This is a genomic window from Bradyrhizobium sp. SZCCHNR2028, assembly GCF_032380995.1.
Classification (GTDB): Bacteria; Pseudomonadota; Alphaproteobacteria; order Rhizobiales; family Xanthobacteraceae; genus Bradyrhizobium.
The window spans coordinates 657928-683991 of sequence record NZ_JAUHJF010000001.1 but is presented as its reverse complement, the minus strand read 5'-3'; the positions used below and the strand labels follow the sequence as shown (position 1 = coordinate 683991).

Sequence of the window (26064 nt, the reverse complement as noted above, 5' to 3'; positions counted from 1 at the left end):
GCTAGTCCGACCTACGCCCGCTGAATTTGGAATAGACTAATCAACATTTCCGTATCCGCGGGTCAGCGAGATTACATCTCGAACGTCCTCAGAAAGAATCGTCTGGTCGTTGTAGGTGGCTTTGGCCAAAAAAGTCGCCACGCTTGCTATCTCTGTCATTTCCCAGGGCTCGGCAGTGCCTTGGGATCTTATCCGATCAACGATGTATCTAAGAATGCTGCTGAAAGCGCTTTCGAGATTTGCTCCGGAGATATCTAACGACGTCAGATTTGCTCCACAAAGGTCTGTTCTTTCGAGCTTTGTATCTCTGAAGTCTGTGTTGACGATCTGTGCTCCGCCTAGGTTGGCATGTTTGAAGCAGGAAAATCTAAACGATGTGTCCTCAAGGTTCGCGTTCCTAAGGACGGATCGGTCAAATACACTTCTTGCGAAGCTGGATTCATTTAGTTTGGAAGCGTTGAGAAATGACCCGGTAAAGTCAGATCGGTCAAAGTTTAAGCCAGAAAGATCATATCCCACCAGATTGGTATCTCTGAAATCTAAGTTCCAAACGCCATGCTCGGCTTCTTGCCGAACTTGCAAGGAGCGCCGACCTATGATCGTGAGGGCAGCTTGGACATCGCTCCGGCGCGTAGCCTTAGGTGTTCGCGCCCCGAAAAAGAACTCCTGCCGTTCCTTATCTTCTTCTGGGAGTTCGAGAGGAGAGTTCTCTCTCACGTATGCGCACAACGTTTCAAGTATGGCTCGCCGGTCGCTTTTACTCTCGTTGAGCAGGCGCTCTAGAGAGTACAGTGCCCCGAGACGTGCTTCATAATTTGGCATGGATCGGGTTATGGATGTTCCGTCTGGCCGAATCGTCTTCAACTCTCGAATTCCGCCGAGCAGCTCTACAGACTTTGTAAAAATCCCTGTTATCTGGTTTTCGAATGCAACGTTCGCTTGCCGTGCAGCAGCGGCCGCTTGCATGTGAGCTACCCACGTTCTCCAAACGAGAAACGGTGCCCCAAAGACGCCCACGAGTGCGAAGAAGAAGTTCTTAGCGGAATCTTGATAGACGGTGCTTGGAAGCGTTAGAGCATCCCAAATCAATCGAGCTAGAAGGAATAAGCTTAGAAGAACAAGGGCGGCAAAGACTAGCATTGCGATGATCGCAATTACGCTGGCTGAGGCCCGTGCAACAGACGGCAAAGCGCGTATTGCTTTTCTGTTCAGAAAGAAATCGCTAAGCCAATCGGTTTCCGTGTCGGAGTCGACGGCGGCCATGTTGTCAAGGCTCCTGCGTTTCGTCGGCCTTGCAAAGCCGAGAGCGACCTGAAGGTCGCCCTCGATGTCGTCGATGCTTGAGCGAGCAGCACGCCGATCAGAGCGCCCTTACGAACACCCCGTCGTGCTTCCGCACGTATCGCACTTCATGCACGTGCCATTCCGCACCAGCGTGAAGTTGCCGCACTCCGAGCACATCTCGCCTTCGTAGCCCTTGGCCTTGGCTTCGGCGCGGCGTTCGGCCTTGGAGGCGACTTGCGTGTTCGCCGTGCCGGCCTTGCTCCATTGCAGCGCTTCGAGCTTCTCGGTCGGCGAGAGGTCGTGCTGCGGCTCCTGCTTCAGGGCGACGGCGCCTTCGATGGCGTCGCCGGCGCGGGCATGGGAGAGGGCGGTGACAGTCACCCCGCCCCGATCGGAAGCTGCGTTTCCGATCGACCCTCCCCCTGCAGGGGAGGGTGACGAGGAGCCGCCGCGCATCACGACGAGATTGTCGGTGCGGGAGCGGGTCAGGCCGCGCGACACGTACTTCGTGGCCTGCTGGCTCCCGTCCTCCGACGGCTTGCCTTCGTCGACGCCGCGGCCGAGCGCGTCAAAGTTGCTCTCGGAGGGGTCGACATGGGCGAGGTCGAAGCGCGACATGTAGCTGACGGCGAGCTCGCGGAACACGTAGTCGAGGATCGACGTGGCGTATTTGATGCTGTCGTTGCCCTGCACGGGACCTGCCGGCTCGAAGCGGGTGAAGGTGAAGGCGTCGACATACTCCTCCAGCGGCACGCCGTATTGGAGACCCAGCGACACCGCGATGGCGAAGTTGTTGATGAAGGAGCGCAGCGCCGCGCCCTCCTTGTGCATGTCGATGAAGATCTCGCCGAGGCGGCCGTCATCATACTCGCCGGTGCGCAGGTACACCTTGTGGCCGCCGACGACCGCCTTCTGGGTGTAGCCCTTGCGGCGATCCGGCATCTTCTCGCGCTCGCGCATCACGACGATGCGCTCGACCAGCTTCTCGACGATCTTCTCCGAAACCTGCGTGGCGCGCGCGGCCATCGGCTTCTCGTAGAAGGACTCGACCGCATCGTCCTCGTCCTCGTCGTCGGCGATGAGCTGCGAGTTGAGCGGCTGCGACAGCTTCGAGCCGTCGCGGTAGAGCGCGTTGGCCTTCAGCGCAAGCTTCCACGACAGCAGATACGCCGCCTTGCAGTCCTCGACCGTGGCGTCGTTCGGCATGTTGATGGTCTTGGAGATCGCACCCGAGATGAACGGCTGCGCCGCCGCCATCATGCGGATGTGGCTCTCGACCGAGAGATAGCGCTTGCCGATCTTGCCGCAGGGGTTGGCGCAATCGAACACCGCGTAGTGCTCCGCCTTCAGATGCGGGGCGCCCTCGACCGTCATCGCGCCGCAGATGTGCACGTTGGCGGCCTCGATCTCGCGCTTGGTGAAGCCGATCGCGGTGAGCAGGTCGAAGGTGGGGGCGGCGATCGCATCAGTGGTGACGCCGAGCTGCTTGACGATGAAGTCCTCGCCGAGCGTCCACTTGTTGAACACGAACTTGATGTCGAACGCGGTCGGCAGCGCCTTCTCGACCTTGGCGATGGCTTCGTCGGTAAAGCCCTTGGCCCTCAGGGTGGTGGCGTTGACGCCGGGGGCGTTCGACAGCGAGCCGTGGCCGACCGCATAGGCCTCGATCTCGGCGATCTCGCTCTCGCGATAGCCGAGCACGCGCAACGCCGCCGGCACGGCGCGGTTGATGATCTTGAAGTAGCCGCCGCCGGCCAGCTTCTTGAACTTCACCAGCGCGAAATCAGGCTCGATGCCGGTGGTGTCGCAATCCATCACCAGGCCGATGGTGCCGGTGGGGGCGACCACGGTGACCTGGGCGTTGCGATAGCCGTTGGTCTCGCCGAGCGTGAGCGCGTCGTCCCAGGCCTGGATGGCGTGGCTGACCAGCGAGACCTGCGGGCAGTGGGCGTGATCGAGCGGCACGGGCGCGACCGAGAGCGCCTCATAGCCGGTCGCCTCGCCGCGCGCGGCGCGGCGATGGTTCTTGATGACGCGCAGCATGTGCGCGGCGTTCTTCTTGTAGCCGGGGAAGGGGCCGAGCTCGCCGGCCATCTCGGCCGAGGTCTTATACGCAATGCCGGTCATGATCGCCGACAGCGCGCCGCACAGCGCGCGGCCTTCCTTGCTGTCGTAGGGCAGGCCCATGGTCATCAACAGGCCGCCGATATTGGCGTAGCCGAGGCCGAGCGTGCGGAACTCGTAGGACAGCTCGGCGATCGCCTTCGATGGGAACTGCGCCATCAGCACGGAGATCTCGAGCACGACCGTCCAGAGCCGGCAGAGATGCTCATAGGCGCCGACGTCGAAGTGCTTGGTCTCGGTGTTGTAGAAGGTCAGCAGGTTGGCCGAGGCCAGGTTGCAGGCGGTGTCGTCCAGGAACATGTATTCCGAGCACGGATTGGAGGCGCGGATGTCGCCGGACGCCTTGCAGGTGTGCCAGTCGTTCATCGTGGTGTTGAAGTGCAGGCCGGGGTCGGCCGAGGCCCAGGCGGCGTGGCCGATCTTCTCCCAGAGGTCGCGCGCCTTCAGCGTCTTGACGACCTTCTTGTTGGTGCGGCCGATCAGATTCCAGTCGCCGTCGGTCTCGACGGCGCGGAGGAAGTCGTCCTTCAGCGACACCGAGTTGTTGGAGTTCTGGCCGGAGACGGTCAGATACGCCTCCGAATCCCAGTCCGTGTCGTAGATCGGGAAGTCGATGTCCTTGTAGCCCTGCTTGGCGAACTGGATGACCCGCTTGATGTAGTTGTCGGGCACCAGCGCGCGGCGCGCGAGCTTGATCTCGCGGCGCAGGGCAGGGTTCTTCTCGGGATCGAAGCAGTCGTCGCCGGAGCCCTCGCAATTGACGCAGGCCTTCATCACGGCCTTGAGGTGCTTCTGGTTGATCTTGGAGCCGGTGACCAGCGCGGCGACCTTCTGCTCCTCCTTCACCTTCCAGTCGATATAGGCCTCGATGTCCGGATGGTCGGCGTCGACCACCACCATCTTGGCGGCGCGGCGGGTGGTGCCGCCCGACTTGATGGCGCCGGCGGCGCGGTCGCCGATCTTGAGGAAGCTCATCAGGCCGGACGAGCGGCCGCCGCCCGACAGCCGCTCGCCTTCGCCGCGCAGCCGCGAGAAGTTGGAGCCGGTGCCGGAGCCGTATTTGAACAGGCGCGCCTCGCGCACCCACAGGTCCATGATGCCGCCGTCATTGACGAGGTCGTCCTCGACGCCCTGGATGAAGCAGGCGTGCGGCTGCGGATGCTCGTAGGACGACTTCGACTTGGTCAGCTTGCCGGTCTTGTAGTCGACGTAATAGTGGCCCTGGCCGGGGCCGTCGATGCCGTAGGCCCAGTGCAGCCCGGTGTTGAACCATTGCGGCGAGTTCGGCGCGACCATCTGCTTGGCGAGCATGAAGCGCAGCTCGTCGTAGAACGCCACCGCGTCCTCCTCCGACGAGAAGTAGTTGCCCTTCCAGCCCCAATAGGTCCAGCAGCCGGCGAGGCGGTCGAACACCTGCTTGGCCGAGCGCTCGCTGCCGTAGCGCTCGTTCTCAGGGAGAGCAGCCAGCGCCTCGGTGTCCGGCACCGAGCGCCACAGCCAGGACGGCACGGTCTCTTCCTCGACCTTCTTCAGGCGCGCGGCGACGCCCGCCTTGCGGAAATACTTCTGCGCCAGCACGTCGGAGGCGACCTGCGACCAGAACTCGGGCACCTCGACATTCTCGAGCCGGAACACCACGGAGCCATCCGGATTCTTGATCTCGGACGTGGTCAGGCGGAAGTCGATCCCTGCATAGGGCGACTGTCCTTCGGTGGTGTTGCGCCGTTCAATCCGCATCGCGAGCCCCAATAGTTCTTGCCGGACCGCGCTTGGCGGCCGGGATCATTGCATCCAAGGGCGACGGCTGGAAGTCCCCGGACGCTGCCGGAAAATTCGTCTGCCGCCGCAGTTCAACCGGTTGCCCGGTCCGCATCTGTTCAGCCTCGAAGGCGAAGGCCTTGCGCCGTTGACCGGCGTCTCGCCCCGTCTTTCCTCGCCGGCCCGTGCAGCCCGTCCGCTGCCCGCGCCGCCGTCTCAACGCATCACGCTCTCAAACGCATCACGCCCGCCATCCGGCTCCGTCGTCACCGCAGGGGAGCCCCCACATCTAGTGGGGTTCCCTTAAGGGGACACCGGCTGCCACCGTCCCAGCCTGGGACAGACGAGGCCCCGCACGCCGGGCCGACTGGCCAAAGAGCGTGATTGTCCTCGAACCCTGCTGGGAAGCGGCCGGCCAGACCCGAAACTGACTGTGCGCCGAACCGGGCCGGAAGCTAGGACGACTCCGCTTCCCACGTCAAGGACTAGTGGGGGTTCCCTAACCAAACACTAAATATGGGGGAAAGTACGGGAAAACCAGGGCGCGTGCCGGTACCGTGATGGCCGTAACTATCGGCGAGTCCTCGCGGATTCGAAACCGAAAAAATTTGCCCGGAGCGCTGTCCACAGGGCTTCGTCCCGCTGTTCACAGGGGCAGATTTATTCGCGTGCGGACGACGTGTTTCGCTTGCATCGGCGGGACTCACGGGCGCCTACGGAGCGTTCGCGGGGCTGGCATGCCCCACAATCCCTGGTGTGGCCGGAAAAACGCCGGCAAGCTCATCGTCCCACGGACGGTGCCGGTGATTCCATGACAGACAAGCCAGTGGCCAGCGGGCGGATCACGCCCGCCGGGCTGATGTTCCTCGCCATCACCTCGCTTGGCTGGGGCTTCAACTGGCCGGTCACCAAGCACCTGGTCGGCGTGCTGCCGCCCCTGACCCTGCGCGGCACCACCGGGGTGGTCGGCGCGCTGCTGTTGGCGCTGCTGGCCGTCATCCGCAGCCAGAGCCTTGACGTGCCGCGCGAGGTCTGGCCGCGGCTCATCCTGGCCGGGATGCTCAACGTCACCGCCTGGATGGTGCTGATGGGGCTGGCGCTGCTGTGGCTGCCGGCCAGCGAGGCGGCGCTGATCGCCTACACCATGCCGGTGTGGGCCTCGCTGCTGGCGTGGCCGATCCTGGGCGAGCGGCCGACGCTCTTGCGCGTGCTCGCGCTGGTGCTGGCCTTCGCGGGGCTGGCCTCGATCATGGGCAGCAACGGGCTCACCGCCAGCCGCGACAAGCTGCCGGGCATCCTGATGGTGCTCGGCGGCGCGTTCGGCTTCGCGCTCGGCACGGTCATGGCCAAGAAGCTCCCGATCAGGCTGCCGCCGCTGTCGGCGGCGGCCTGGCAGATCGGCATCGGCTGCGTGCCGATCGTGATCGTCGGATTCGTGGTCGAGCACTCCGACTGGACGAAGCTCGACCAGCTCGACTGGGCGCTGATGTTCTATTCCACCGTGATCCAGTTCTGCGTCGCCTATGTCGCGTGGTTCGCGGCGCTGTCGCGGCTGCCGGCTTCCGTCGCGGCGATCGGCACCATGGCGGTGCCGGTGATCGGTGTCTTGGCCTCCGCGATCGCGCTGCGCGAGCCGCTCGGGGCAGGGCAGGTGGCCGCGTTGGCCTTCACGCTGGCTGCGGTGGCGATGGCGACCCGCGGCTAGCGTCAGCCGCCCTGCCGTCCAGCGCCTGCCGCACCATCTGCGCGAGCTCGGCGCGGCGATAGGGCTTGGTCAGCAACAGCGCGTCCGGCACAAGCTGCCGGTTCTCGGCGATCGCCTCGTCGGTGTAGCCGGAGGTGTAGAGCACCCGGAGCGCGGGGCGCGTCGTCATCATGGTTTCGGCCAGCTGCCGGCCGCTGATGCCGCCGGGCATGATGACGTCGGTGAACAGCAGGTCGAAGGGCTGGCTCTGCGCGGCGATGGCCAGCGCCTCCGTGGCCTGCGAGGCGACGAGGGTGGTGTAGCCGAGGCCCTGCAACTGGGCGAGCACGAAGTCGCGCACCAGCGGATCGTCCTCGACCACCAGGATCGTCTCGCGGCCATGCGGCAGCGCCTGCTCGTGCTCCGGCTCGGTCTGCTGCACCGCCTGAGCCGCCGGCAGATAGAGCCGGATCGTCGTGCCGCGGTTCTGCTCGCTCTGAAGCTTGAGGTGGCCGCCGGACTGCCTGACGAAGCCATAGACCATGCTGAGGCCGAGACCGGAGCCCTTGCCGGCATCCTTGGTGGTGAAGAACGGCTCGAAGGCGCGATCCTTCACCTCCCGTGGCATGCCGCTGCCGGTGTCGCTGACCGCGACCATGACGTAGGAGCCGGGCACGATGCCGGGATTGGCGGCTGCGTCGGCCTCGTCGAGCGCGATCTTCATCGTCTCCAGGCGCAGCCTGCCGCCGTCGGGCATCGCATCGCGCGCGTTGATCGCCATGTTGACCAGCGCGTTCGCGAGCTGCGCGGAATCGACATGAGCGATGAGATCCTCGTCGGCGAGAACGGTCCTGATCTCGACCTGCTCGCCGAGGGTCGGCCGCAGCAGCTTGGCGATGTCCTCCACCGTGGCGTTGACGTCGATGTCGCGCGGACGTAGCGGCTGCTTGCGGGCGAAGGCGAGCAGATGCCGGATGAGCTCGGTGCAGCGATCGGTGGCCCTGCCGATCAGGGCCGCGAACTCGGCCGCCGCCGGCCGGTCCTGCACCGCGTCGATCAGGACCTCGATCGACCCGGTGATGATCGTCAGCATGTTGTTGAAGTCGTGCGCGACGCCGCCGGTGAGCTTGCCGATGGCATCGAGCTTCTGCGCCTGCTGCAGCAGGCGCTCGGTCTCATGCACGTCGGTGACGTCGTGATACACCAGCGCCGCGCCGCTGATCGCACCTGCGGAATTGCGCAGCGGCCGCCCGCTGACCATCAGGCGAAACTGCGGCCGGCCGTCGGTCGGCTTGACCACGACCTCGCGGCGGTCGAACGACAGCCCGCGCAAGGCGCACGCGATCGGGAGCTCCTCGTCGACGATGCGGGTGACGGCGTCGCTCTCGTAGAACTGGTTTGCGGCCAGCATCTCGACGAAGGTCTCGCCCACATTCGTTCCCAAGAAACGTCCCACCGCCTGGTTCGACAGCATGATCGTGCCTTCGGGATCGACGACGAGGACGCCCTCGGCCATGCTGTTGAAGGTGTTCGTGAGAATGGCGGAGAAGCGGCGCAGCTCGTCATAGGCGGCGGCGAGATCGCCGCGCTGCTGCACGGCCTGGGCTTCCAGCGAGGTCGCGGTCTCCTGCGACCGGGTGAGGGACGAGCGCAGCGCCCGGTCGGAAAGATGAGCGCGCCGGACGAGATAGGCCGACATCAGGAGCAGCAGCCCGACGCCGGCGAGGTCGATCGCCAGCAGCCAGGATCCGGTCCGTCGCGAGATCGTGGCACGGTCCGCCAGCAGCCGGCGCTCGTCGTCGGTGAAGGCGTCGAGCGCCTGGTTGATCGTCGTCATCGCCGCCGGACCGGCTGCGCTCGCCGCCGCCGCCTGCAGGCCGTCGCGATCGTTCGCCGCGTGACGACGGATCAACTCACCGGCAAGCTGGATGTGCCGCTGCACGATGCCGTCAATCGATCGCAGCCGCTCGCGCTGCGAGGAATTATCCCGGACGAGCCCCTGCAGGTCCGCCCAGGCTGCAGGGATAAATCCGCTCGTCTCCCGAAGCTCGGTGATGAACCGGTCGGCTCCGGACAATGCGAAGCCGCGCGAGGCCGCTTCTGCCTGCCGCAGCAGGACGCGGAGCTCGGAGGATTTCTCCAGCACCTCCATCGTGTGCTCGACCAGGGCGGTGTCGTTGCGCGCCTTGATGTCCAGCCCCGTCGACGCGGCGCCGATCGCGAGCAGAGTTCCAAGGCCGAGCCTGATGACCACGCGCCGGCGGATCATCGGTGGCTTCCAATGGCGCGGGATGCGCTCGGTCGATCAAGCAGCATCGTGACTATGACTTGCCCTATCGTGTATGGCGAATAGTTCGGTCAGCCAATGTCGTGAGTTGTAAGCAGCGCGTCGCGTCCTGCCAATTGCATGGGGTAGGTTTCCATCGGAATTTGTGGCGCCGAGCTCCGTGATGATTGCAGTTCCAATCCGCGCGATGGTCAAGTCAGGAGAAGTGAGCGCGCGTCGGCGCGTCCTCGGAAAAGGCGTTCTCGGCCAAGGCATCATCGGCCAAGGCGTCCGCGGCGGCGCCGGCCAGCGCGAGCCGCACCATCTTGGCGAGCTCCGACTTGCGATAGGGCTTGGTGAGCAGCAGCGCCGCCTGGTCGAGGCGGCCGTGCTCGACCATCGCATTGTCGGTATAGCCGGACGTGTACAGCACCTTGGTGCCGGGCCGCTGCCGCAGCGCCTCCTCGGCGAGCTCCTTGCCGTTGACGCCGCCGGGCATGATGACGTCGGTGAAGAGGAGATCGAAGCTTTGGCCGGAGTCGATCTTGGCCAGCGCCTCGACCCCGGTCGATGCGGTGATGGTCTTGTAGCCGAGGCTCTGCAACTGCGTGACGACGAAATCCTGCACCAGTGGATCGTCCTCGACGATGAAGATCGTCTCCTCGCCGCGCGGCGGCGGCGGCTCGGGCGGAGCGGGGCTCGCAGCCTGTCCCTTGGGTGTGGGGATGTAGAGCCGGATCGTGGTGCCCCGTCCTTCCTCGCTGTAGATCTTGATGTGGCCGCCGGATTGCTTGACGAAGCCGTAGACCATGCTGAGACCGAGGCCGGAGCCCTTGCTGGCTTCCTTCGTCGTGAAGAAGGGCTCGAAGGCGCGGTCGCGGACCTCCGGCGACATGCCAGTACCCGTGTCGCTGACGGCGACCATGACATAGGATCCGGGCGTCACGCCGGCGTTGGCTGAGGCATAGGCCTCATCGAGCTCCACCCGGCGCGATTCCAGCAGCAGCTTGCCGCCATTGGGCATCGCGTCGCGGGCGTTGATCGCCATGTTGACCAGCGAGTTGGCGAGCTGCGCCGAGTCGATATGCGTGATCAGCGTCTCCTCTTCGAGGATCGAGTTGATCTCGATCTGCTCGCCAAGCGTCGGACGCAGCAGCTTTGCGATGTCGAGGATCGTGCTGTTGACGTCGCTGTCGCGCGGATGCAGCGGCTGCTTGCGGGCGAAGGCGAGCAGATGCCGGATCAGCTCGGTGCAGCGGTCTGCCGCCTGTCCGATCAGCGCGGCGGTCGCCGCGGCGGCGGGGCGGTCTTTCACCTCGTCGGCCAGCGTCTCGATGGTGCCGGTAATGATCGTCAGCATGTTGTTGAAGTCGTGTGCGACGCCGCCGGTGAGCTTGCCGATTGCATCCAGCTTCTGCGCCTGCTGCAGCAGCCGCTCGGTCTCGTGCGCCGTAGTGATGTCGTGATAGACCATCGCCGCGCCGGTAATGCCGCCGGCGGCGTCGCGCAGCGGGCGGCCGGAGATCATCAGCCGCAGCGTCTCGTCCCGGTCGGTCCGGTAGACGATCAGCTCGCGGCGGTCGAAGCTCTCGCCCCGCAAGGCTCGCGGCGTCGGCAGGTCGTGCGCTGCGACCGGCGTCACGCCGTCGCTTTCGTAGACGCGGAGGTGCGCGCGGACGTCGGTCAGATTCTTTCCCGGGCTGTAGCCGAGCAGATGTTCGACCGCGGGGTTCGAGAATACCACGGTGTCCGCGGCATCGATGACGAGCACGCCCTCCGCCATGCTGTTGAACGTGCTCTGCAGGATGTCGGCGGAATGGCGCAGCCTCTCATGGGCGGCGATCAAGTCGAGATGCTGCTGCTCGGCCTTTTCCGCCAGCGAGATGGCCTCGGCTTCGGAGCGGACCAGGGACGCGCGCAGCGCACGATCGTGCAGATACGTCCGCCGGATGAGGTAGAAGGCGATGATCAGCAGCAGCGCGAGGCCGCACAGGTCGATCGTGAGCAGCAGCGATCCGGTGGCCTTCGACGTCATCGAACGCTGCGTCAGCAGCTTGCGCTGATCGGCAACGAAACGGTCGAGATGGGCCGTGATCTCGCTCATGGTCGCCGGGCCTTCGGCGCGGCTTCTGAGCGCTTCGAGCCCCGCACGATCCGAGGCGGCGCGCAACCGGATCAGCTCCGCAGCGAGCTCGACCCTGCGGGCAATCAGGGCTTCGGTCTCGGTCAGAAGCTCCAGCGGTTCGGGATTGTCGGCCACGGCGCGCCGCAGCTCGGCCACAGCGACCGGGATTCTCGTGCTGACATCGGCAAACTCCGTCCTGAACTGATCGTCAGCGATGAGCGCGTAGCCGCGAGAGGTCGCTTCCGCTTCGCGGAGCAGCAGGCGCAGATCGGAGGTCTTCTGCAGGATGTCCAGCGAGGAATTCACCCAGGCCGCGTCGTGGCGCGACTTGATGTCGAGCGCCGTGGACGCAGCGCCGATCGCCAGCAGCGTTCCAAGACCGAGCCCCAATGCGAGGCGCTGATAGGTCATCTGCGTTTCTCAATCATCGACATGTCCGCCAGCTGGGCCGGGGATCACCGCGGCCGGCCACATGCATCCGAGTTGCGATGCAGCTGCGTCCAAGCAGTGAAGATATGTCGGCAAGGCGCGCCTCCTTGTTCGAAGTTCCTGGCGCGTTCGCGGGCGGCAGGCCCAAGCCGCTCACCCGCGGCGTTTGCACTGCGCGAGTCCCGCGAAAATCCATGTGTCCATCAACAGATGTCAACCAAGCCTGCGAAACGGCCCGAACGGGCAGAATCACGAGCTCAAACGATATTGGACCGGAACGGGCGGATCATCTGCATGTCGCGGGGCACATTTTGGAATATGGGCGAAAATCAGCCTACAACGTGGCGCTTCAGACACAGAACAAACAACAATGCGGCGCGAAAAAGGCGGCGAGCATAGCCTCGCCGCCTTATTGTCGCAGCTACTACGTCAGACTCTTACGGGCATGGATGGCGAAAACCGTCATAGCCGAGATAGGTTCCCGAAGCCGGATCATACGAGCGGTACCGGCGTGCGCAATAGCTCGGGTCGACGCCTTCGGTTCCGATGACGGCGACAGGCGCGGAGTCGTCATAGTACGAGTAGTCGGAGTAATAGTCGGGCCCGTAATAATACGGATCATTGTAGTAGGCATAGCTGCTACCCAATCCGATCCCGACGCCAACGCCGACACCCGGCCAGAAGCCGCCGCCGCGGCGATGCCAGCCGCCACGGTGACCGCCCTGCCAGCCGCCGCCACTCCAATTGCCGCCGCTCCAGTTGCCGCGGCCGCCACCAGTGTTGACGGCGACGTTGGCGCCGGCCGCCGGGCCGCGGCCCGCCAGGGCTGCGCCGCCAACGGCTGCGCGTCCGGCGAAGCTGCCGCCGCTCATGCCGCCGCCACCCGGGCCGGCCGCAAAGCCGCCGCGTCCGCCGGCGCCGATCGCGCCGCCGCCGCCACCACCGATAGCCGCGCCACCGCCACCGCCCCCGCCACCGCCGATGGCGGCACCACCACCGCCCGGACCACGACCGCCGCCGCCGGGACCCTGGGCAAAGCTCGTCGTCGCTGCCGCCAGCGGCAGAATCAGCGCCACTGCCGCCGCAGTGCTCCATGTCTTCAGTCTGGTCATCGCTATCGCTCCATCAGGGGAAAATGACCTAACCGCAGGCCGCCGATGTCGTTCCCCGCCGCGAACCGATACATCGTCGCGGGCGGAGGCGGTGCAACACTGGACAAGATGCGGGCGGGGTGGCATCAGAGCCGGGACCTTCACAGAACCGGCCCCAAGCCCATGAAACAGTTCTTTCTCAAGCTCTTCACGTGGTGGAACGGCCAGACTTTCGGCACGCAATTGTGGACCTGGCGGTTCGGCGAGCTCGTGGGGCAGGATGCACAAGGCAACCGCTATTACCGGACCGCCGGCGGCAAGATCGATCCGGTGCTGCATTTCGAGCGCAGGTGGGTGATCTACAACGGCCTGGCCGAAGCCAGCCGCATTCCGCCCGAATGGCACGCCTGGATGCATCACATGGTCGACGTGCCGCCGACTCAGGACGGCTACAAGCCGCGCGAGTGGGAAAAGCCGCATCAGCCGAACCTGACGGGGACTGCTCTGGCGTATCGCCCGGCCGGCTCGACCTTGGCCAGCGGTCGCAGGCCAAAGGCCACCGGTGATTATCAGCCCTGGACTCCTGGCAGCTGATTCGATTTCGCTCAAGATGATCCGATCGGAAGAGGCCGCCCCCAGCTCCGGGCGGCCTCTTTGCTTTCGGGAGCCTGCCAAGCCTGCGCTACGTCGGGTTGGTCCTGAGGGCGGCCGCCGCATGCTCCGCCGCCGCAATCCGCCGCTTCCGGGACGGTGCGATCCGCTCCAGCATGCGTGACACCACTTCGGGCGGTGCCGTGTCGGGGGAACCGGCGGTGAAAGGGGGCGCCGGATTGTATTCGAGCCTGAGCTGGATCGCCTCCGCCGTCTGACGATCGACCAACTGCGCCACCAGGGTCAGCGCGAAGTCGATGCCGGCCGTGACGCCTCCGCCGGTGATCCGGTTGCGGTCGATGCAGACGCGCTCGGTGCTGACGGTCGCGCCGAACACCGGCAGGCACTCGCGCGCGCTCCAATGGGTCGCCGCGCGATAGCCATCCAGCAGGCCGGCGGCGCCGAGCGCGAGCGAGCCTGTGCAGACCGACGTGACGTACCTGGCCTTTTCGGCCAGGCGGCGGATGAAGCCGATGACCTCGTCGTCATCGAGGATGGCGTCGACGCCGAAGCCGCCGGGAACGCAGATCACGTCCGCCTGCGGACAGTCGGCGAAGGTCGTGGTCGGCATCAGAGTGAGAACCGAGTCTGTCGGAATGGGCTCGATCCTCTTCCACGCCAGATGTAGCGTCGCGCCGGGCACGCTGGAGAACACCTGCACCGGACCGGTGAGATCGAGCTGGGTCAGATGTGGAAACAGGACGAGAGCGATCGAGAGCGGTTGGGCCATGGCGGTGCTCGCAGGTCTGGTGCTTGACGGCCGTCATTCTGCATGGTCCGCTGGATGGCTGATATGCCAAAGTTCCCTCGTTTCCGGACAGACTTGGGATTTCACACCTGGGCACTCAGACTTGGGATCTCAGACTTGGGATCTCAGGCTTGGGATCTCAGGCTTGGGACCTCAGACTTGAGATCACGGAGCCATCCACCATGATCGGCGTGCTCATCTATCCCGATTTTCAGTTGCTCGACGCCGCCGGGCCGATCTCGGTGTTCGAGATCGCTTCGCGCTATGCGCGTGCCGCGCCATCGATCAGGGTCGTCGCTGCCACGCCCGGACCCGTGCGGTCGTCGTCGGGGGCCGAGATGTTGGCGCGCAAATTCGGTCCGGTGTCGGCGCTGACCACGCTGCTGATCGCCGGCGGCGAGGGCGTGGAAGCGGCGAGCCGCAACGCATGCACGCTGAACTTCGTCCGTAAGGTCGCGCAGCGCGGCACCCGTCTTGCCAGCATCTGTTCCGGCGCCTTCGTGCTGGCCGAAGCGGGCCTGCTGGACGGGCGGCGCGCGACGACGCATTGGCAGCGCACGCGGCAGTTCCTGCGCGCCTACCCCCATGTGAAGCTCGAGCCTGACAGCATCTATGTCCGCGACGGCAATGTCTGGAGCTCGGCTGGGATCACTGCCGGCATCGATCTCGCGCTTGCCATGGTCGCCGACGACCACGGCGAGGAGATCGCGCAGAAGACGGCACGGCAGCTCGTACTGTATCATCGCCGCAGCGGTGGGCAGTCGCAGTTCTCCTCGCTGCTGGAGCTGAAGGCGCCGAGCGGCCGTTTTGCGGATCTGCTCACCTGGGCGCGGGAGCACCTCGATGCCCCGCTGACCGTCGACGATCTCGCCGAGCGTGCCGGCATGAGCACGCGGCATTTCACCCGCGCCTTCGTCGCCGAGACCGGCACCACGCCGTCGAAGGCGATCGAGCGTCTGCGGCTGGAAGTGGCGCGCGATCGGGTGCAGGCCTCGCATCAGCCGATCGAGCTGGTGGCGGAAGCGACCGGCTTTCGCGATCCTGAGCGGATGCGTCGCGCCTTCATTCGCGCCTTCGGCCAGCCGCCGCAGGCCCTGCGGCGCGCGGCACGCGTCACCACCTGACCTGCATCATTGGACGAGGAGCCGCGGGCAGAGATCCTCGTCGGCTATTGAAACAATTTAAAGTTGTGCAACATGCAGGAAGCGCTCATAGTGAGGGCATTGCCACTGTTCATGGAGGATACGATGCGCGTATTGCTTTACCTGATTTTATTCGTTGCTGCCGCGGTCGGCGGTCTCGACAGCGCTTTTGCGGCGAAGGCCGAACTCACCGGAATGTGCGTCTGCAAGAAAGGCGGCAGCGTGCTGAGCACCTATAGCGAGACGCAATGTGTGAAGAACGATCATGCGGGCTGCACGTCGGTGAAGGTGGCCTGCGTGAACGCCAATGCCGCCGCATGCCGCACGGCCGGCGGCACGATCTCCCAGTCGACCAAGACGTGCAGCGTCGGCGCCAAATGCTGAGCAACTGATTTTATCAGCTTCGCTCGGACGGTTCCGAACGTCTGAGGTAACAGGCAGTCCCGCGCGGCGGACATCGGCGCATGTCCGTCCGCGTGTTGGCATCGGCAGGTCCGGGACCTATAGTCCGCCCCGCGAAACGAGGGGCAGACCAGGGCGCGATGCGTGTCACCATCATCACCGGCAGCGGGGCCGGCATCGGCGCTGCCGTGGCGCGCCGCCTGGCCGCGCCGGGGCAGGCCGTGATGCTGCACGGGCAGGGGGCTGACGAACCGGGTCTCGCGCGTCTGCGGGACGTCGCCGCGGCGTGCCGGGAGGCCGGCGCCGACGCCGAGTTTCATTGCGGTGACCTGGCCAGGCAGGGCGTTGCCACCGGTTTGGCGGCTGCGGCACGAACGCGTTTCGGCCGGATCGACGCGGTGGTGCATGCCGCTGGCTTTGCCGACCGCCGCAGCTTTCGCGATCTGCCGCGCGACGGGCTCGACCGCTCACTCGCAGTGATGCCGGCGGCCTTTCATGAGCTCGCCAGCGCCGCGCTCCCTGACCTCGTGCAGAGCACTCATGCGCGCGTGGTCGCGATCTCCAGCTTCGTCGCGCACCGCTTCGTGCCGGGCGGCATCTTCCCGGCCTCGGCCGCCGCCAAGGCGGCGCTGGAAGCGCTGGTGAAATGTCTGGCCATCGAGCTGGCTGCGTGCGGCGGCACGGCGAATGTCGTCGTGCCCGGCTATACGCGCAAGGATGCGGGACGGCTCGGCTCGCTCGATCCGGCCGCGTGGCAGACGGCGGCGTCTGCCAATCCGCAACAGCGCCTCGCCGAGCCCGACGACATCGCCGCGGCTGTCGCCTTCTTGCTGTCGAAAGATGCCGGCCACGTCACCGGCGCGGTGCTGCCGGTCGATGGCGGCCTGACCCTGATGTAAACGGCGGATGGATCGAGAGACGATGGAGCGTGTGCAGCAGACAGCCGACGTGGTCGTGCTGGGAGCGGGGATCGTCGGCGTCTCCTCCGCCTACGCCATCCGGGAGCGTGGGTTCTCGGCGGTGCTGGTCGACCGCAAGGCGCCGGGCGAGGAGACATCGTATGGCAATGCCGGCATTCTCTCCTCCGGCTCGATCCTGCCGCTCAACAAGCCCTCGCTGTTCTCGGCGCTGCCGTCCTATCTCGGCAATCGGAGTGCGGCCGTGCGCTGGGACCCATCGTGGACTCTGCGCAACCTCGAATGGGTGCTGCGCTTCCTCGCCAATGCCGTGGAGTCCCGCGTCAAGCCGCGCGCGACCGCGCTGCATGGCCTGATCGGCGCGTCGCTGACGCTGCATCGCGACTGGATCGTCCGGTCTGGCGAGCCGCAGCGCATCCGCGAGACTGGCTGGCTCAAGGCGTGGCGCAGCGATGCGATCGCAGCCGCCAAGGCCGAGCAGGCGTTCCTGGCCGAATTCGGCATCAAGAGCGAGCTGCTCGACCGCCAGGGCATTTCGGCGCTCGAGCCGAATTTGCTGCCGGTCTACAAGGTCGGCCTGCTTCATAGCCAGACGGCGTCGGTCGATTCGCCCGGCAACGTCACCAAGGCCTATGCGCGCATGTTCGAGGGCACGGGCGGCGTGCTGCGCCAGTCCGAGATCAGGGCCTTGCTGGCCGACGGCGATGGCTGGCGCGTCGTGCTCGGCGACGGCGAGATCCGCGCCCGCCAGGTCGTGGTCGCGCTCGGGCCGTGGTCGCCGGACATTCTCAGGTCGCTCGGCTACCGCGTGCCGATGGCGTTCGAGCGCGGCTATCACCAGGAGTTCACACCCAATCCGGCGCGCATGCTGCACCGTCCGATCCACGACGCCGAAGGCAGCTTCCTGATGACGCCGATGGAGAACGGCGTGCGCGTCACCTCCGGCGTCGAGCTGACCGATCGAGATGCGCCGTCGAATTTCGCCCAGCTCGAGCAGGTGGTGCCGCTGGCGCGCGGCGTGGTCGAGTTCGGCGAGGCCGTGGCCCAGCCCTGGCGCGGCGCGCGGCCGACCTTGCCGGATTCGCTGCCGATGATCGGGCCGGCGCCGCGCCATTCCGGCCTGTGGCTTGCATTCGGCAATCAGCACATCGGCTTCACCACGGGGCCGGCCACGGGCGCGGCGATCGCCGCGATGATCGCGGGCGAGACGCCGTCGTTCGACGCCTCCGCCTTTGCTCCGAGCCGGTATCTGTGAGGGGCCGCGACCGCGTCACGCCGGAGCTGCGATGAACTATACCTGGGATTTCGCCATCCTCGCCAAGTACAGCCATCTGTTCTGGGTGGGGCTCGGCTGGACCATGGCGTACACGCTCGGCACCATCCTGCTCGGCTCGGTGATCGGGCTCGTCGTCGGCATCGTCAGGCTGCGCCGCCCGGTGGTGATCGACTGGCTGCTGATCGGCTATATCGAGCTGTTCCGCTGCACGCCGCTGCTGGTGCAGATCATTTGGTTCTACTACGCATTCCCGGTGGTGATCGGCATCAACATTCCGGCGCATGTCGCCGCCGTCACCGTGCTGTCGCTCTATGCCGGGGCGTTCTATGCCGAGATCGTGCGCGGCAGCATCGAGAGCGTGCCGCGCGGGCAGTGGGATGCGGCACGCGCGCTCGGCTTGCGTCCGTGGCGGATGATGCGGCTCGTGATCCTGCCGCAGGCGCTGAAGCCGATGCTTGCGCCTTATGTCAACCAGTCGGTGACGCAGTTGAAGAACACCTCGCTGGTGTCGGTGATCGCGGTGCCGGATCTCGTCTACAACGCGACGCTGATCAATGCCGACACCTACCGGCCGCTCGAGGTCTACACCATCATCGCGCTGATCTACTTCGCGATCCTGTTTCCGGCGACGCTGCTCGGCCGCCGCTTCGAGCGCGGCATGACCTACGACAAGGCGTGAGGCGATACATCATCGAATGCCTCCGTCATTGCGAGCGAAGCGTAGCAATCCAGGGCGGCACGCGCGGTCCTGGATTGCTTCGTCGCTGCGCTCCTCGCAATGACGCTAGGAGAGAGCGTAGCTTCGCTTAGATATTCACCTCGACCGGCACGTCCTCGGCCTTGACGCCGGCCAGCCCCAGGCCCTTGACGAACCATTCGCGCATCTGGCCGATGCCGCGGTTGTAGTCGATCCACACCGCGAGGAAGTCGCGCCAGCGCTTGTCGGCCTCGCGGCGCACGCCCATGCTGGAGGGGATCGCGACCGAGGGCGACTGCAGGATCTTGTAGGTGCCGAGATTGGGGTTCTTGGCGATCGCGGTGAGGCCCAGGATCAGCGCGTTGACGACGACGTCGACGCGGCCCGAGGCCATCTCCAGCATCACCTCGTCGCGCGACTTCAGCGACTTGATGGTCGCGTTCGGCGCAAAACGGCGCGCCACCGCCTCGTTGGCCGAGCCGACGTCGACGGCGATCTTCACTTCCGGCTTGTTGATGTCGGCCCAGGTCTTGGCCTCCATCCCCTTCTTCAGCATCGCGCCGAACGGATGCGGAAACACCGTGCCGCAGAAGTCGATGACCAGCGCGCGCTGCGGCGTCGGGTTGAGCGCGAAGCCGAGATCGATCTTGCCGGCCTGCAGGTCGAGCACCGAATTGCCGTAGGTCGACTCGACATATTCGAGCTTCACGTCGAGCAGCTTGGCGATGTCGTTGGCCATCTCGATCGAGAAGCCCGACCACGTGCCGGAGGCGAGGTCCTTGTTGAAATAGGGCAGCTCGCCCGGCAGCACGGCGATGCGCAGCACCTTGTTGGCGCGGACCCGGTCGAGCGTGTTGTCGGCCGCTTGCGCCGAGGCGGGCGTCGTCGTCATGGCGGACGCGAGCGCGGCACCGGATCCGATGGCGAGCGCGTAGCGCAGCGCATCGCGGCGGTCTTCGGAAATTTTCTGATCGTCTGACGTGGTCACATAATCCTCCTGCACCAACAGCCACGGAGCGTAGCGCCGGCCTTGCACGCCAGCAACAACCATGTCGGCCTTGATAGTAAGCGGCTGGCCGTCGCGTCATGCCGAAGCGGCCGCATGCCGTTACTGCTTTGCCTCATTCCGATGCAGGGCTGGTCAAGCCGTGATCGGTCCCGCCAGATGGAAGCGCCTTGGGACGCAGGCGCTCGGCGAGCGGCCGCAGCAACTGCGGGGCAAGGTGAATCGGGAACTGGCTCATCGCGAAATACAGCCAGGTGGTGCCCGGGATCGCGCCCTCGGTCGCCGCCAGCATCAGCCCCATGTTGCGCAGCGACACCATCATGCCGAGCGCCATGGCGCGTTCGCGGCCCGCGCCACGAAACAGCAGCATCGTGGTACCAAGCAACAGCAGGAACACGGCGAAGGCGAGCAGCGCCAGTCCCAGCATGCGGAACGGGCTCGCGGCCAGGTCGGCCAGGAAATGAGCCATGATGGCGGAGGCGAACACGAACAGGATGAGGACGTTGAGGCCGTCGATCGGCGCGCGATGGCGGCGGATCGTATCGTTGCCGAAGGCAAGGCGGATCGCGGCGGCCGCAGCCAGCGCGCCCGCAAGGATGGCGGCGAGCTTCAGCCCGAGCGCGGCCGGAGACAGTGACAATGTCTCGCCCAGGAACACATAGGCGAACAGCGGTGCCGTCAGCGGCACCAGCGCGGTCGAGGTCACCAGCGTGATGAGAACGAGCGTCGCGTCGAGCCCCATCAGCGCGGCGAGCGCGGGCGAGGCCATCATCGGCGAGGCCGTCCCCTGCAGCATCAGCGCGAGATACAGGTCGGGTGCTGTGGCATCGACGCCCGTGATGCGCCCGATCGAGCCGACCAGCGCCGGCACGGCGATCGTGGTCCAGGCCGTCGCGGCCACCACCAGCAGCGGGCGGCGCAGATGCGCTGTTAGCATCGCGACGTCGACGCGCATGAACGAGATGCAGAGCAGCAGGAAGATCGCGTGCGTGACGTAGGGTCGCGCCAGCTCGCCGAGCGGCGGCACGGCGATCGCCAGCAGCAGCACCGCGACGATGGCGCGGGTGCCCTGATTGCCGAGCCAGCTCAGGGCCTGCAGAGGAAAAGCGAGAGGCCCGAAGGACGGCATCTTCATCCGAACGCTGTGAATCAATGAACGCGCGAACCATGCGTTGGCCGCGCGTTCATGCAAAGTCACATCTGGTTACGGACGATGTCGGCGCCTGCTCATCACTGCGCGCTGGAGCCGCCGACCACGATCTTCTCGTTGAGCTTGAAGTCGACGGTCTGCACCGTCTGGTCGATCTCGGCATTGGGCATGCCGAGCTGCTGCGAGATCAGCTTCACCAGAAGGTCGACGCGCTCGATGAACGGCGCGCCCGCGGCGACGGCCCGCGCGGCCGACGACGGCTTGAGCAGGCTCTCGGCCGCCTTGGCGTATTTTTCGAACGGCACCTGGTCGCTCGGATCTGCGCCGAGCTTGCGCGCGATGGCATCGACGTGCTCGTAGATCGATTTCGACTGGGCGAGATTGCCATGAACGGCATCACGGATGGCCTGCGGCTCACCGCGCGTGATGCAGCGATAGTTGCCGGTGAGCAGCATCGACCACTTCGCCAGCGGCACGAACAGCGAGTCGAACACCTTCAGCTTCACCGGCACGTCCTGGCCGTCGAGCCTGACCGCGTCGATGTCGCGCTCCAGCTCACGCAGCAGCGCATTGTGCTTTTCGTCCTCGAAGGCGGCGGCCTTGAAGTTGGTCGGCAGGCCGACATGCAGCACGTTGGCGGCTTCCTCCGGCGGACGGAAGGCCTGCGGATCCGGCGAGCACAGCGTGACCAGCCCGGGCGTGAAGCGTTCCCACACCGCGGGGTTGGTGTAGGCCTCGTCGAGGTCGACGTTGGCGAGCGCCGGGATGCGCTTGAGATAGGGCAGCGGCGGCATGTTCATGATCGACAGGCACGGAAGCCTGGCCTCGGCGATCTTCACCATCAGCACGCGAATGGTGTGGTTGGTGTATTGCGGCTCCTGCATCGCAAGACCAACCAGGTCGTAGCGCGACAGGTCGACGCTATCCGGCGTGGCGGCGCCGAGCTTGCCCGGCAGGTCGCGCGAGAAGATCGAGCGATGCGCCGGCTCGTCGCGCAGCTTGATGCGGACCTCCGTGCCGTCGCGGTTGATCAGCTCGGCGGTCTTCTTGCGGCAGACCAGCGTCACGTTGTGGCCGGCCATCAGCAGCTTGGTGCCGAGGAGGGAGCCGTAGGAGGCCCCGAGAATGAGAATGTTGCGTGCCATACCTTGGTCGTCCCCAGAGATCGGTTCGAGATTTTGCGTTCGCGTTTCTTGTTGGCGATCCAGCCGCACCGAAGAGCCCGTCAGGCGCCCCGGACGGGCGGACGGAGGCGGTAACCCATTGCCTCGGTTGCTGGCATACCAGAGCTTTCATCCCACGGAATGCGCCGTCTGGCAAGGTGCAGCGCACCCATGCGGCATCCGGCGCGTGTCACGGTGGGGCTATCCGAGCGCAGATCGACCTTGCGGTTGGAGCTCGGCCGCTCAGCTCAGCGCCATGTAGCGCCCCGGCTTGTGGTTGATTGCGATGATGACGTTGACGATCACGATGCCGATGATCGACAGCGCCAGCCGGTTCACGGGGATGACGAAAAAGGCGGCGATCATGATCAGGACGTCGACCGCGAGCTGGAAGTAGCCGGCCCTGATCTTCCAGTGCTCCTGCAGATACAGCGCCAGGATGTTGATGCCGCCGAGACCCGTGCGATGGCGGAACAGCATCAGCAGCCCTGTGCCGGTCAGGCCGGCGCCGATGATGGTGGCATAGATCGGCTCGATCCACGCAATCTCCACCCAGGACGTCGTCAGGCGCGAGAACAGCGCCACAAGCCCGACCGCCAGGAAGGTGCGGATCGTGAACGGCCAGCCCATGCGTCGGACGGCGAGGACATAGAACGGCAGGTTGATGACGAAGAAGCTGAGCCCGAAGCCATAGCCGCTGATATAGCTCAGCAGCAACGACAGGCCGGCGGTGCTGCCGACCAGCAGCACCGTCTTGCTGTAGATGAGCATGCCCAGCGAGACGAACAGCGTGCCGAGCGTCAGGGCCATTGCGTCTTCGTAGAGCTTGTGCCGTTCCTGGACGATCTCGGTCACGCTGTCATTCCTCGCCCGCGCTCGCTCAAAGCGACTTGAACAGGCCGGCGACGCGCGTCACGTCTGACAGCTTCAGGCCGGCGACATTGATGCGGCCCGAGGTGGGCATGTAGACGCCGCTCTTCTCACGCAGGGTCAGCACCTCCGCCGGGGTAAGTGGCAGCAGCGAGAACATGCCTTCCTGCACGCCGATGGCGACGGTGTTCGACCAGCGGCCGCCGAGCGCCTCGGCAAAGGAGCGGCGCAGCGTCGCTAGGCGCAGCCGCATCGACTCCAACTCCTCGGCCCAGTCGCGGCGCAGATCGGGGCTGCCGAGAATGGTCTTCACGATCGCCGAGCCATGGTCCGGTGGCATCGAATAGCTGGTGCGCGCGATCGCGACGAGATTGGAGCGCGCGGTGTCGGCCGCCGCCTGCGATGCCGCGACGGCGTAAAGAGCACCAGTGCGCTCACGATAGAGTCCGAACGACTTCGAGCAGGACACTGCGACGAGCGCTTCGGGGGCGGCCGCGATCAGCATCCGCAGACCGGCCGCATCGCCGTCGATGCCGGCGCCGAAGCCCTGATAGGCGGAATCGATCAGCGGCACGAGGCCGCGCGCTGTGATCATGGCGGTGATCCGCGTCCAGTCGTCGGCGCTGAGGGGAGCGCCGCTCGGGTTATGGCAGCAGGCATGGATCAGGACGGCATCGCCCGGCTGAGCGCGCCGCAGCGCGTCGAGCATGCTGTCGAGCTGCAGGGTCTGCGATGGCACGTCGAAGTATGGATAGGTCTCGACCTCGAGCCCCGCCGCGGCGAAGATGCCGGCGTGATTGGGCCAGCTCGGCAGGCCGAGCCAGATCTTGCCGGTGCCGGCCTGCCGGATCAGATCGGCGGCGAGGCGGAGCGCGCCCGAGCCGCCCGGAGTCTGCACGCCTGCGGCATGGACCGATGGCGCGGGGCCGCCGACGAGCGACCACAACAGGTCGAGGAAGCGCTGGTCGCCTTCCGGCGCCACATAGCTCTTGCTGTCCTGGCTCTCCCAGATGATGCGCTCCGCAGCTTTCACAGCGCGGAAGATCGGCGAATGGCCGGCCTCGTCGCGATAGACGCCGACGCCGAGATCGACCTTGTCCGGCCTCGGATCGGCTTTGAAGATGCCGATCAGAGCGAGCAGGGGATCATCGGGCTGGCGGGTCAAGCGGTCGAACATCGGGGCGATCCTATCGGAGGAGGGGCCTGCCAGACGGCCACAAGCCGTCCTTGCGGGCGAGGGGACACTATCTCGGTTGCAGCGCAAAAACAGCGGACATTTCGGCGATGCTCCGCTTCGTCCGCTGCATGGGCGGCCGTTGCGCCCTCAGAACTGGCGGTGGCCCGCCTGAGCGACAACGTCAGCGACTGCCTTCTGAGCCAGAACGGGGCTCGGGGGCCGACTGTGGGGGCTCGTTGCGGATCTTGCGCGCGCCCCTGGCGGCAAGCTGTGAGCGAACTCTGCCATCGACTTTGCGCCCGGTCGCACGTTGCCATTTCCGAAGCTCGGCCGCAGTCGGGATCACTTTCACGATCCGCTCGTCCGGGCGACTGCCGATCGTGTCGATGACCTCCTGAGCGCTGGCCAGCCATTCTTCGTAGGTGTCGTGCAGATATGGACAGATCCGCCTGATATCCTCCCACTCTTCGGGCTTGAACCAAGCCAGCGCAATCTCCAGAGTTGGCTCCATGTTTATCCTGCTCACCTGTCCGCTCTGGATGATATCTCAAGCTCGCGGAGTCCCGAAGCTCTGACGTCTTCTGGCGAGTCAGATGCGCGGCTTGGGCGCGGGCACCCGGTCGGAGTCGCCGGAGTTCGGTTCGCCTTTGGGTTCGATCAGGAGCACCTTGACCTCTTTGGCCGCGCGCGGCCGGTGGACGACCCCTTTGGGGACGACGAACAACTCGCCGGCCTTCACCGTCCGCGAAGGCTGCCCCTGAATGTCCATCTCCATCTCGCCTTCCAGGACCAGGAAGAAGTCATCCGTCGTATCATGCTTGTGGAACGGGAATTCTCCCATGAACTTCACGACCATCACGTCATTGTCGTTGTAGTCCGCGATCACGTGCGGGTCCCAATGGCCTGAGAATTGGCTCAGCTTGTCGGCGAGGTTCACGGTCTTCATGCGGGAGTCTCCTGCTGCGAGGAATGAGATGTGAGCTGTCCAGTCGTCCCGCCCGGCTTGCACGGGATGTAGCTGCTGCTCGCGCGCGAGCAAGCCGATCTCACACGAGACGACTTCGGCCGCATGTGAGCACGACCCGCGAACTCGCGGGTCGTTGCGTTCTGAGCTCAGCGCGGTAACGCTCAGATGCCGCCGGGCCGGTCGAGCTGCTTCAGCCAGACGCCGATGTCGCGCGCCGCGACATTGGCCTGGTCCAACAGCTTGCCCATCGTGAAGAAGCCGTGGAACTGGCCGGGATGCGTTCGGTAGGTCACCGCCACGCCGGCCTCGCGCAGGCGCCGCGCGTAGTCGTCGCCTTCGTCGCGCAGCGGATCGGCGCCGGCGGTGAGCACATAAGCGGGCGGTAGCCCCACCAGGCTTCCCGCCTTCGCCGGCGAGGCCCGCCAATCGTGAATGTCGGCGACGCTGTTGAGATAATGGTCGCGAAACCAGCGGATGACCGAATGCGTCAGCAGCACGCTGGTCTCGGGCTCGCTGTGGGAGGGATGGCTCATCGTGAAGTCGGTGGCCGGATAGATCAGCACCTGGCCTGAGAGCTTCGGGCCGTTGCCGTCACGCGCCGAGAGTGCGACGACGGCGGCGAGATTGCCGCCAGCGGAATCGCCGCCGACGCTGAGCCTGGCGGCATCGATGCCGAGCGCGGCGGCATTGTCGGCGATCCATCGTATGGCCGCGACGGCGTCGTCGACCGCCGCCGGAAACTTGTGCTCGGGCGCGAGGCGGTAGTCGACCGAGATCACGATCAGTTCGCCTTCGTGCGCCAGCGCGCGGCATACCACGTCATGCGAATCCAGATTGCCGATCACCCAGCCGCCGCCGTGATAGAACACCAATCCCGGCGCAAGACCGTTGGTCTGCCGCACCGCCCTTGGCCGATAGAGCCGTGCCGGGATTGCGCCATGCGGGGCAGGGATGGCGAGGTCCTTGACGTCCGCAAGCTCGGGCGGCTCGGGATTGCTCACGACGCGCGCGGCCAGATAGTAGTCCCGCGCCTCCTGCGGTGTCAGCGTCTCATAGGCCGGCCGACCGCCCTCCTGGAACGCCTTGTAGACGGCGGCGGCATCGGCATCGAGCTGAACGGGCATTGCAATCGACCTG

21 protein-coding genes are annotated in these 26064 nt (G+C 65.7%); 7 read left to right on the top strand and 14 right to left on the bottom strand.

What is annotated here, in order from left to right; translation table 11 throughout:
• Positions 1 to 36: 36 nt before the first annotated feature.
• Positions 37 to 1263 (bottom strand): pentapeptide repeat-containing protein, encoded by a 1227-nt coding sequence (locus tag QX121_RS03090; protein WP_315774611.1) that lies wholly within the window; start codon positions 1261 to 1263, stop codon positions 37 to 39.
• Positions 1264 to 1371: 108 nt separating this feature from the next.
• Positions 1372 to 5145: a vitamin B12-dependent ribonucleotide reductase gene (locus QX121_RS03085; RefSeq protein WP_315774612.1), complete on the bottom strand. Its 3774-nt coding sequence runs from the start codon at positions 5143 to 5145 to the stop codon at positions 1372 to 1374.
• An 832-nt stretch (positions 5146 to 5977) separates the two neighbouring features.
• On the opposite strand from QX121_RS03085, the gene QX121_RS03080 reads away from it, so the two are divergent.
• Positions 5978 to 6871 (top strand): DMT family transporter, encoded by an 894-nt coding sequence (locus QX121_RS03080; RefSeq protein ID WP_315774613.1) that lies wholly within the window; start codon positions 5978 to 5980, stop codon positions 6869 to 6871.
• On the opposite strand, the gene QX121_RS03075 is transcribed toward QX121_RS03080, so the two are convergent.
• From QX121_RS03075 to QX121_RS03065, 3 genes are all read right to left on the bottom strand, one after another.
• Positions 6834 to 9119 carry a CHASE3 domain-containing protein gene (locus QX121_RS03075; protein ID WP_315774614.1) on the bottom strand — a complete coding sequence of 762 codons (2286 nt, stop codon included), beginning with the start codon at positions 9117 to 9119 and terminating at the stop codon, positions 6834 to 6836. The genes QX121_RS03080 and QX121_RS03075 overlap by 38 nt on opposite strands.
• A gap of 214 nt (positions 9120 to 9333) precedes the next feature.
• On the bottom strand, positions 9334 to 11652 hold the full coding sequence (locus tag QX121_RS03070; RefSeq protein ID WP_315811127.1) for a CHASE3 domain-containing protein: 2319 nt from the start codon (positions 11650 to 11652) through the stop codon (positions 9334 to 9336).
• 455 nt (positions 11653 to 12107) lie between these two features.
• Positions 12108 to 12782 (bottom strand): BA14K family protein, encoded by a 675-nt coding sequence (locus QX121_RS03065; RefSeq protein WP_315737752.1) that lies wholly within the window; start codon positions 12780 to 12782, stop codon positions 12108 to 12110.
• A 162-nt stretch (positions 12783 to 12944) separates the two neighbouring features.
• Between QX121_RS03065 and QX121_RS03060 the strand changes: the two genes are divergently transcribed.
• Entirely contained in the window at positions 12945 to 13355 is a 411-nt protein-coding gene (locus QX121_RS03060; protein WP_315755810.1) for an NADH:ubiquinone oxidoreductase subunit NDUFA12, read from the top strand.
• Between the two features lie 88 nt (positions 13356 to 13443).
• Here QX121_RS03060 and QX121_RS03055 read toward each other — a convergent pair whose 3' ends face one another.
• Positions 13444 to 14142: a DJ-1/PfpI family protein gene (locus QX121_RS03055; protein ID WP_315798513.1), complete on the bottom strand. Its 699-nt coding sequence runs from the start codon at positions 14140 to 14142 to the stop codon at positions 13444 to 13446.
• Positions 14143 to 14342: 200 nt separating this feature from the next.
• On the opposite strand from QX121_RS03055, the gene QX121_RS03050 reads away from it, so the two are divergent.
• From QX121_RS03050 to QX121_RS03030, 5 genes are all read left to right on the top strand, one after another.
• Complete coding sequence (locus tag QX121_RS03050) at positions 14343 to 15284, top strand: GlxA family transcriptional regulator (RefSeq protein ID WP_315755639.1); 942 nt, start codon at positions 14343 to 14345, stop codon at positions 15282 to 15284.
• A 72-nt stretch (positions 15285 to 15356) separates the two neighbouring features.
• On the top strand, positions 15357 to 15686 hold the full coding sequence (locus QX121_RS03045) for a hypothetical protein (RefSeq protein WP_315798514.1): 330 nt from the start codon (positions 15357 to 15359) through the stop codon (positions 15684 to 15686).
• 158 nt (positions 15687 to 15844) lie between these two features.
• On the top strand, positions 15845 to 16603 hold the full coding sequence (locus tag QX121_RS03040; RefSeq protein ID WP_315811126.1) for an SDR family NAD(P)-dependent oxidoreductase: 759 nt from the start codon (positions 15845 to 15847) through the stop codon (positions 16601 to 16603).
• Between the two features lie 22 nt (positions 16604 to 16625).
• Positions 16626 to 17876, top strand: a complete 1251-nt coding sequence (locus QX121_RS03035; RefSeq protein ID WP_315811125.1) for an FAD-dependent oxidoreductase — start codon at positions 16626 to 16628, stop codon at positions 17874 to 17876.
• A gap of 31 nt (positions 17877 to 17907) precedes the next feature.
• A complete protein-coding gene (locus QX121_RS03030) occupies positions 17908 to 18576 on the top strand; it encodes an amino acid ABC transporter permease (RefSeq protein WP_315755635.1) in 669 nt (222 codons plus the stop codon).
• Positions 18577 to 18703: 127 nt separating this feature from the next.
• Here QX121_RS03030 and QX121_RS03025 read toward each other — a convergent pair whose 3' ends face one another.
• The 8 genes from QX121_RS03025 to QX121_RS02990 all read right to left on the bottom strand — a co-directional run bounded on the left by QX121_RS03025 (position 18704) and on the right by QX121_RS02990 (position 26051).
• A complete protein-coding gene (locus QX121_RS03025; protein ID WP_315737759.1) occupies positions 18704 to 19582 on the bottom strand; it encodes a transporter substrate-binding domain-containing protein in 879 nt (292 codons plus the stop codon).
• 133 nt (positions 19583 to 19715) lie between these two features.
• Complete coding sequence (locus tag QX121_RS03020; protein WP_315811136.1) at positions 19716 to 20729, bottom strand: Na+-dependent transporter; 1014 nt, start codon at positions 20727 to 20729, stop codon at positions 19716 to 19718.
• A 101-nt stretch (positions 20730 to 20830) separates the two neighbouring features.
• Complete coding sequence (locus QX121_RS03015) at positions 20831 to 21895, bottom strand: ketopantoate reductase family protein (RefSeq protein WP_315811124.1); 1065 nt, start codon at positions 21893 to 21895, stop codon at positions 20831 to 20833.
• 261 nt (positions 21896 to 22156) lie between these two features.
• Positions 22157 to 22768 carry a YitT family protein gene (locus tag QX121_RS03010; RefSeq protein ID WP_315811123.1) on the bottom strand — a complete coding sequence of 204 codons (612 nt, stop codon included), beginning with the start codon at positions 22766 to 22768 and terminating at the stop codon, positions 22157 to 22159.
• 25 nt (positions 22769 to 22793) lie between these two features.
• Positions 22794 to 23960, bottom strand: a complete 1167-nt coding sequence (locus tag QX121_RS03005) for an amino acid aminotransferase (protein WP_315737762.1) — start codon at positions 23958 to 23960, stop codon at positions 22794 to 22796.
• Positions 23961 to 24141: 181 nt separating this feature from the next.
• Positions 24142 to 24471: a hypothetical protein gene (locus QX121_RS03000; protein WP_315811122.1), complete on the bottom strand. Its 330-nt coding sequence runs from the start codon at positions 24469 to 24471 to the stop codon at positions 24142 to 24144.
• Between the two features lie 78 nt (positions 24472 to 24549).
• Positions 24550 to 24906: a cupin domain-containing protein gene (locus QX121_RS02995; protein WP_315737764.1), complete on the bottom strand. Its 357-nt coding sequence runs from the start codon at positions 24904 to 24906 to the stop codon at positions 24550 to 24552.
• 182 nt (positions 24907 to 25088) lie between these two features.
• Complete coding sequence (locus QX121_RS02990) at positions 25089 to 26051, bottom strand: alpha/beta hydrolase (RefSeq protein WP_315737765.1); 963 nt, start codon at positions 26049 to 26051, stop codon at positions 25089 to 25091.
• Positions 26052 to 26064 lie beyond the last annotated feature (13 nt).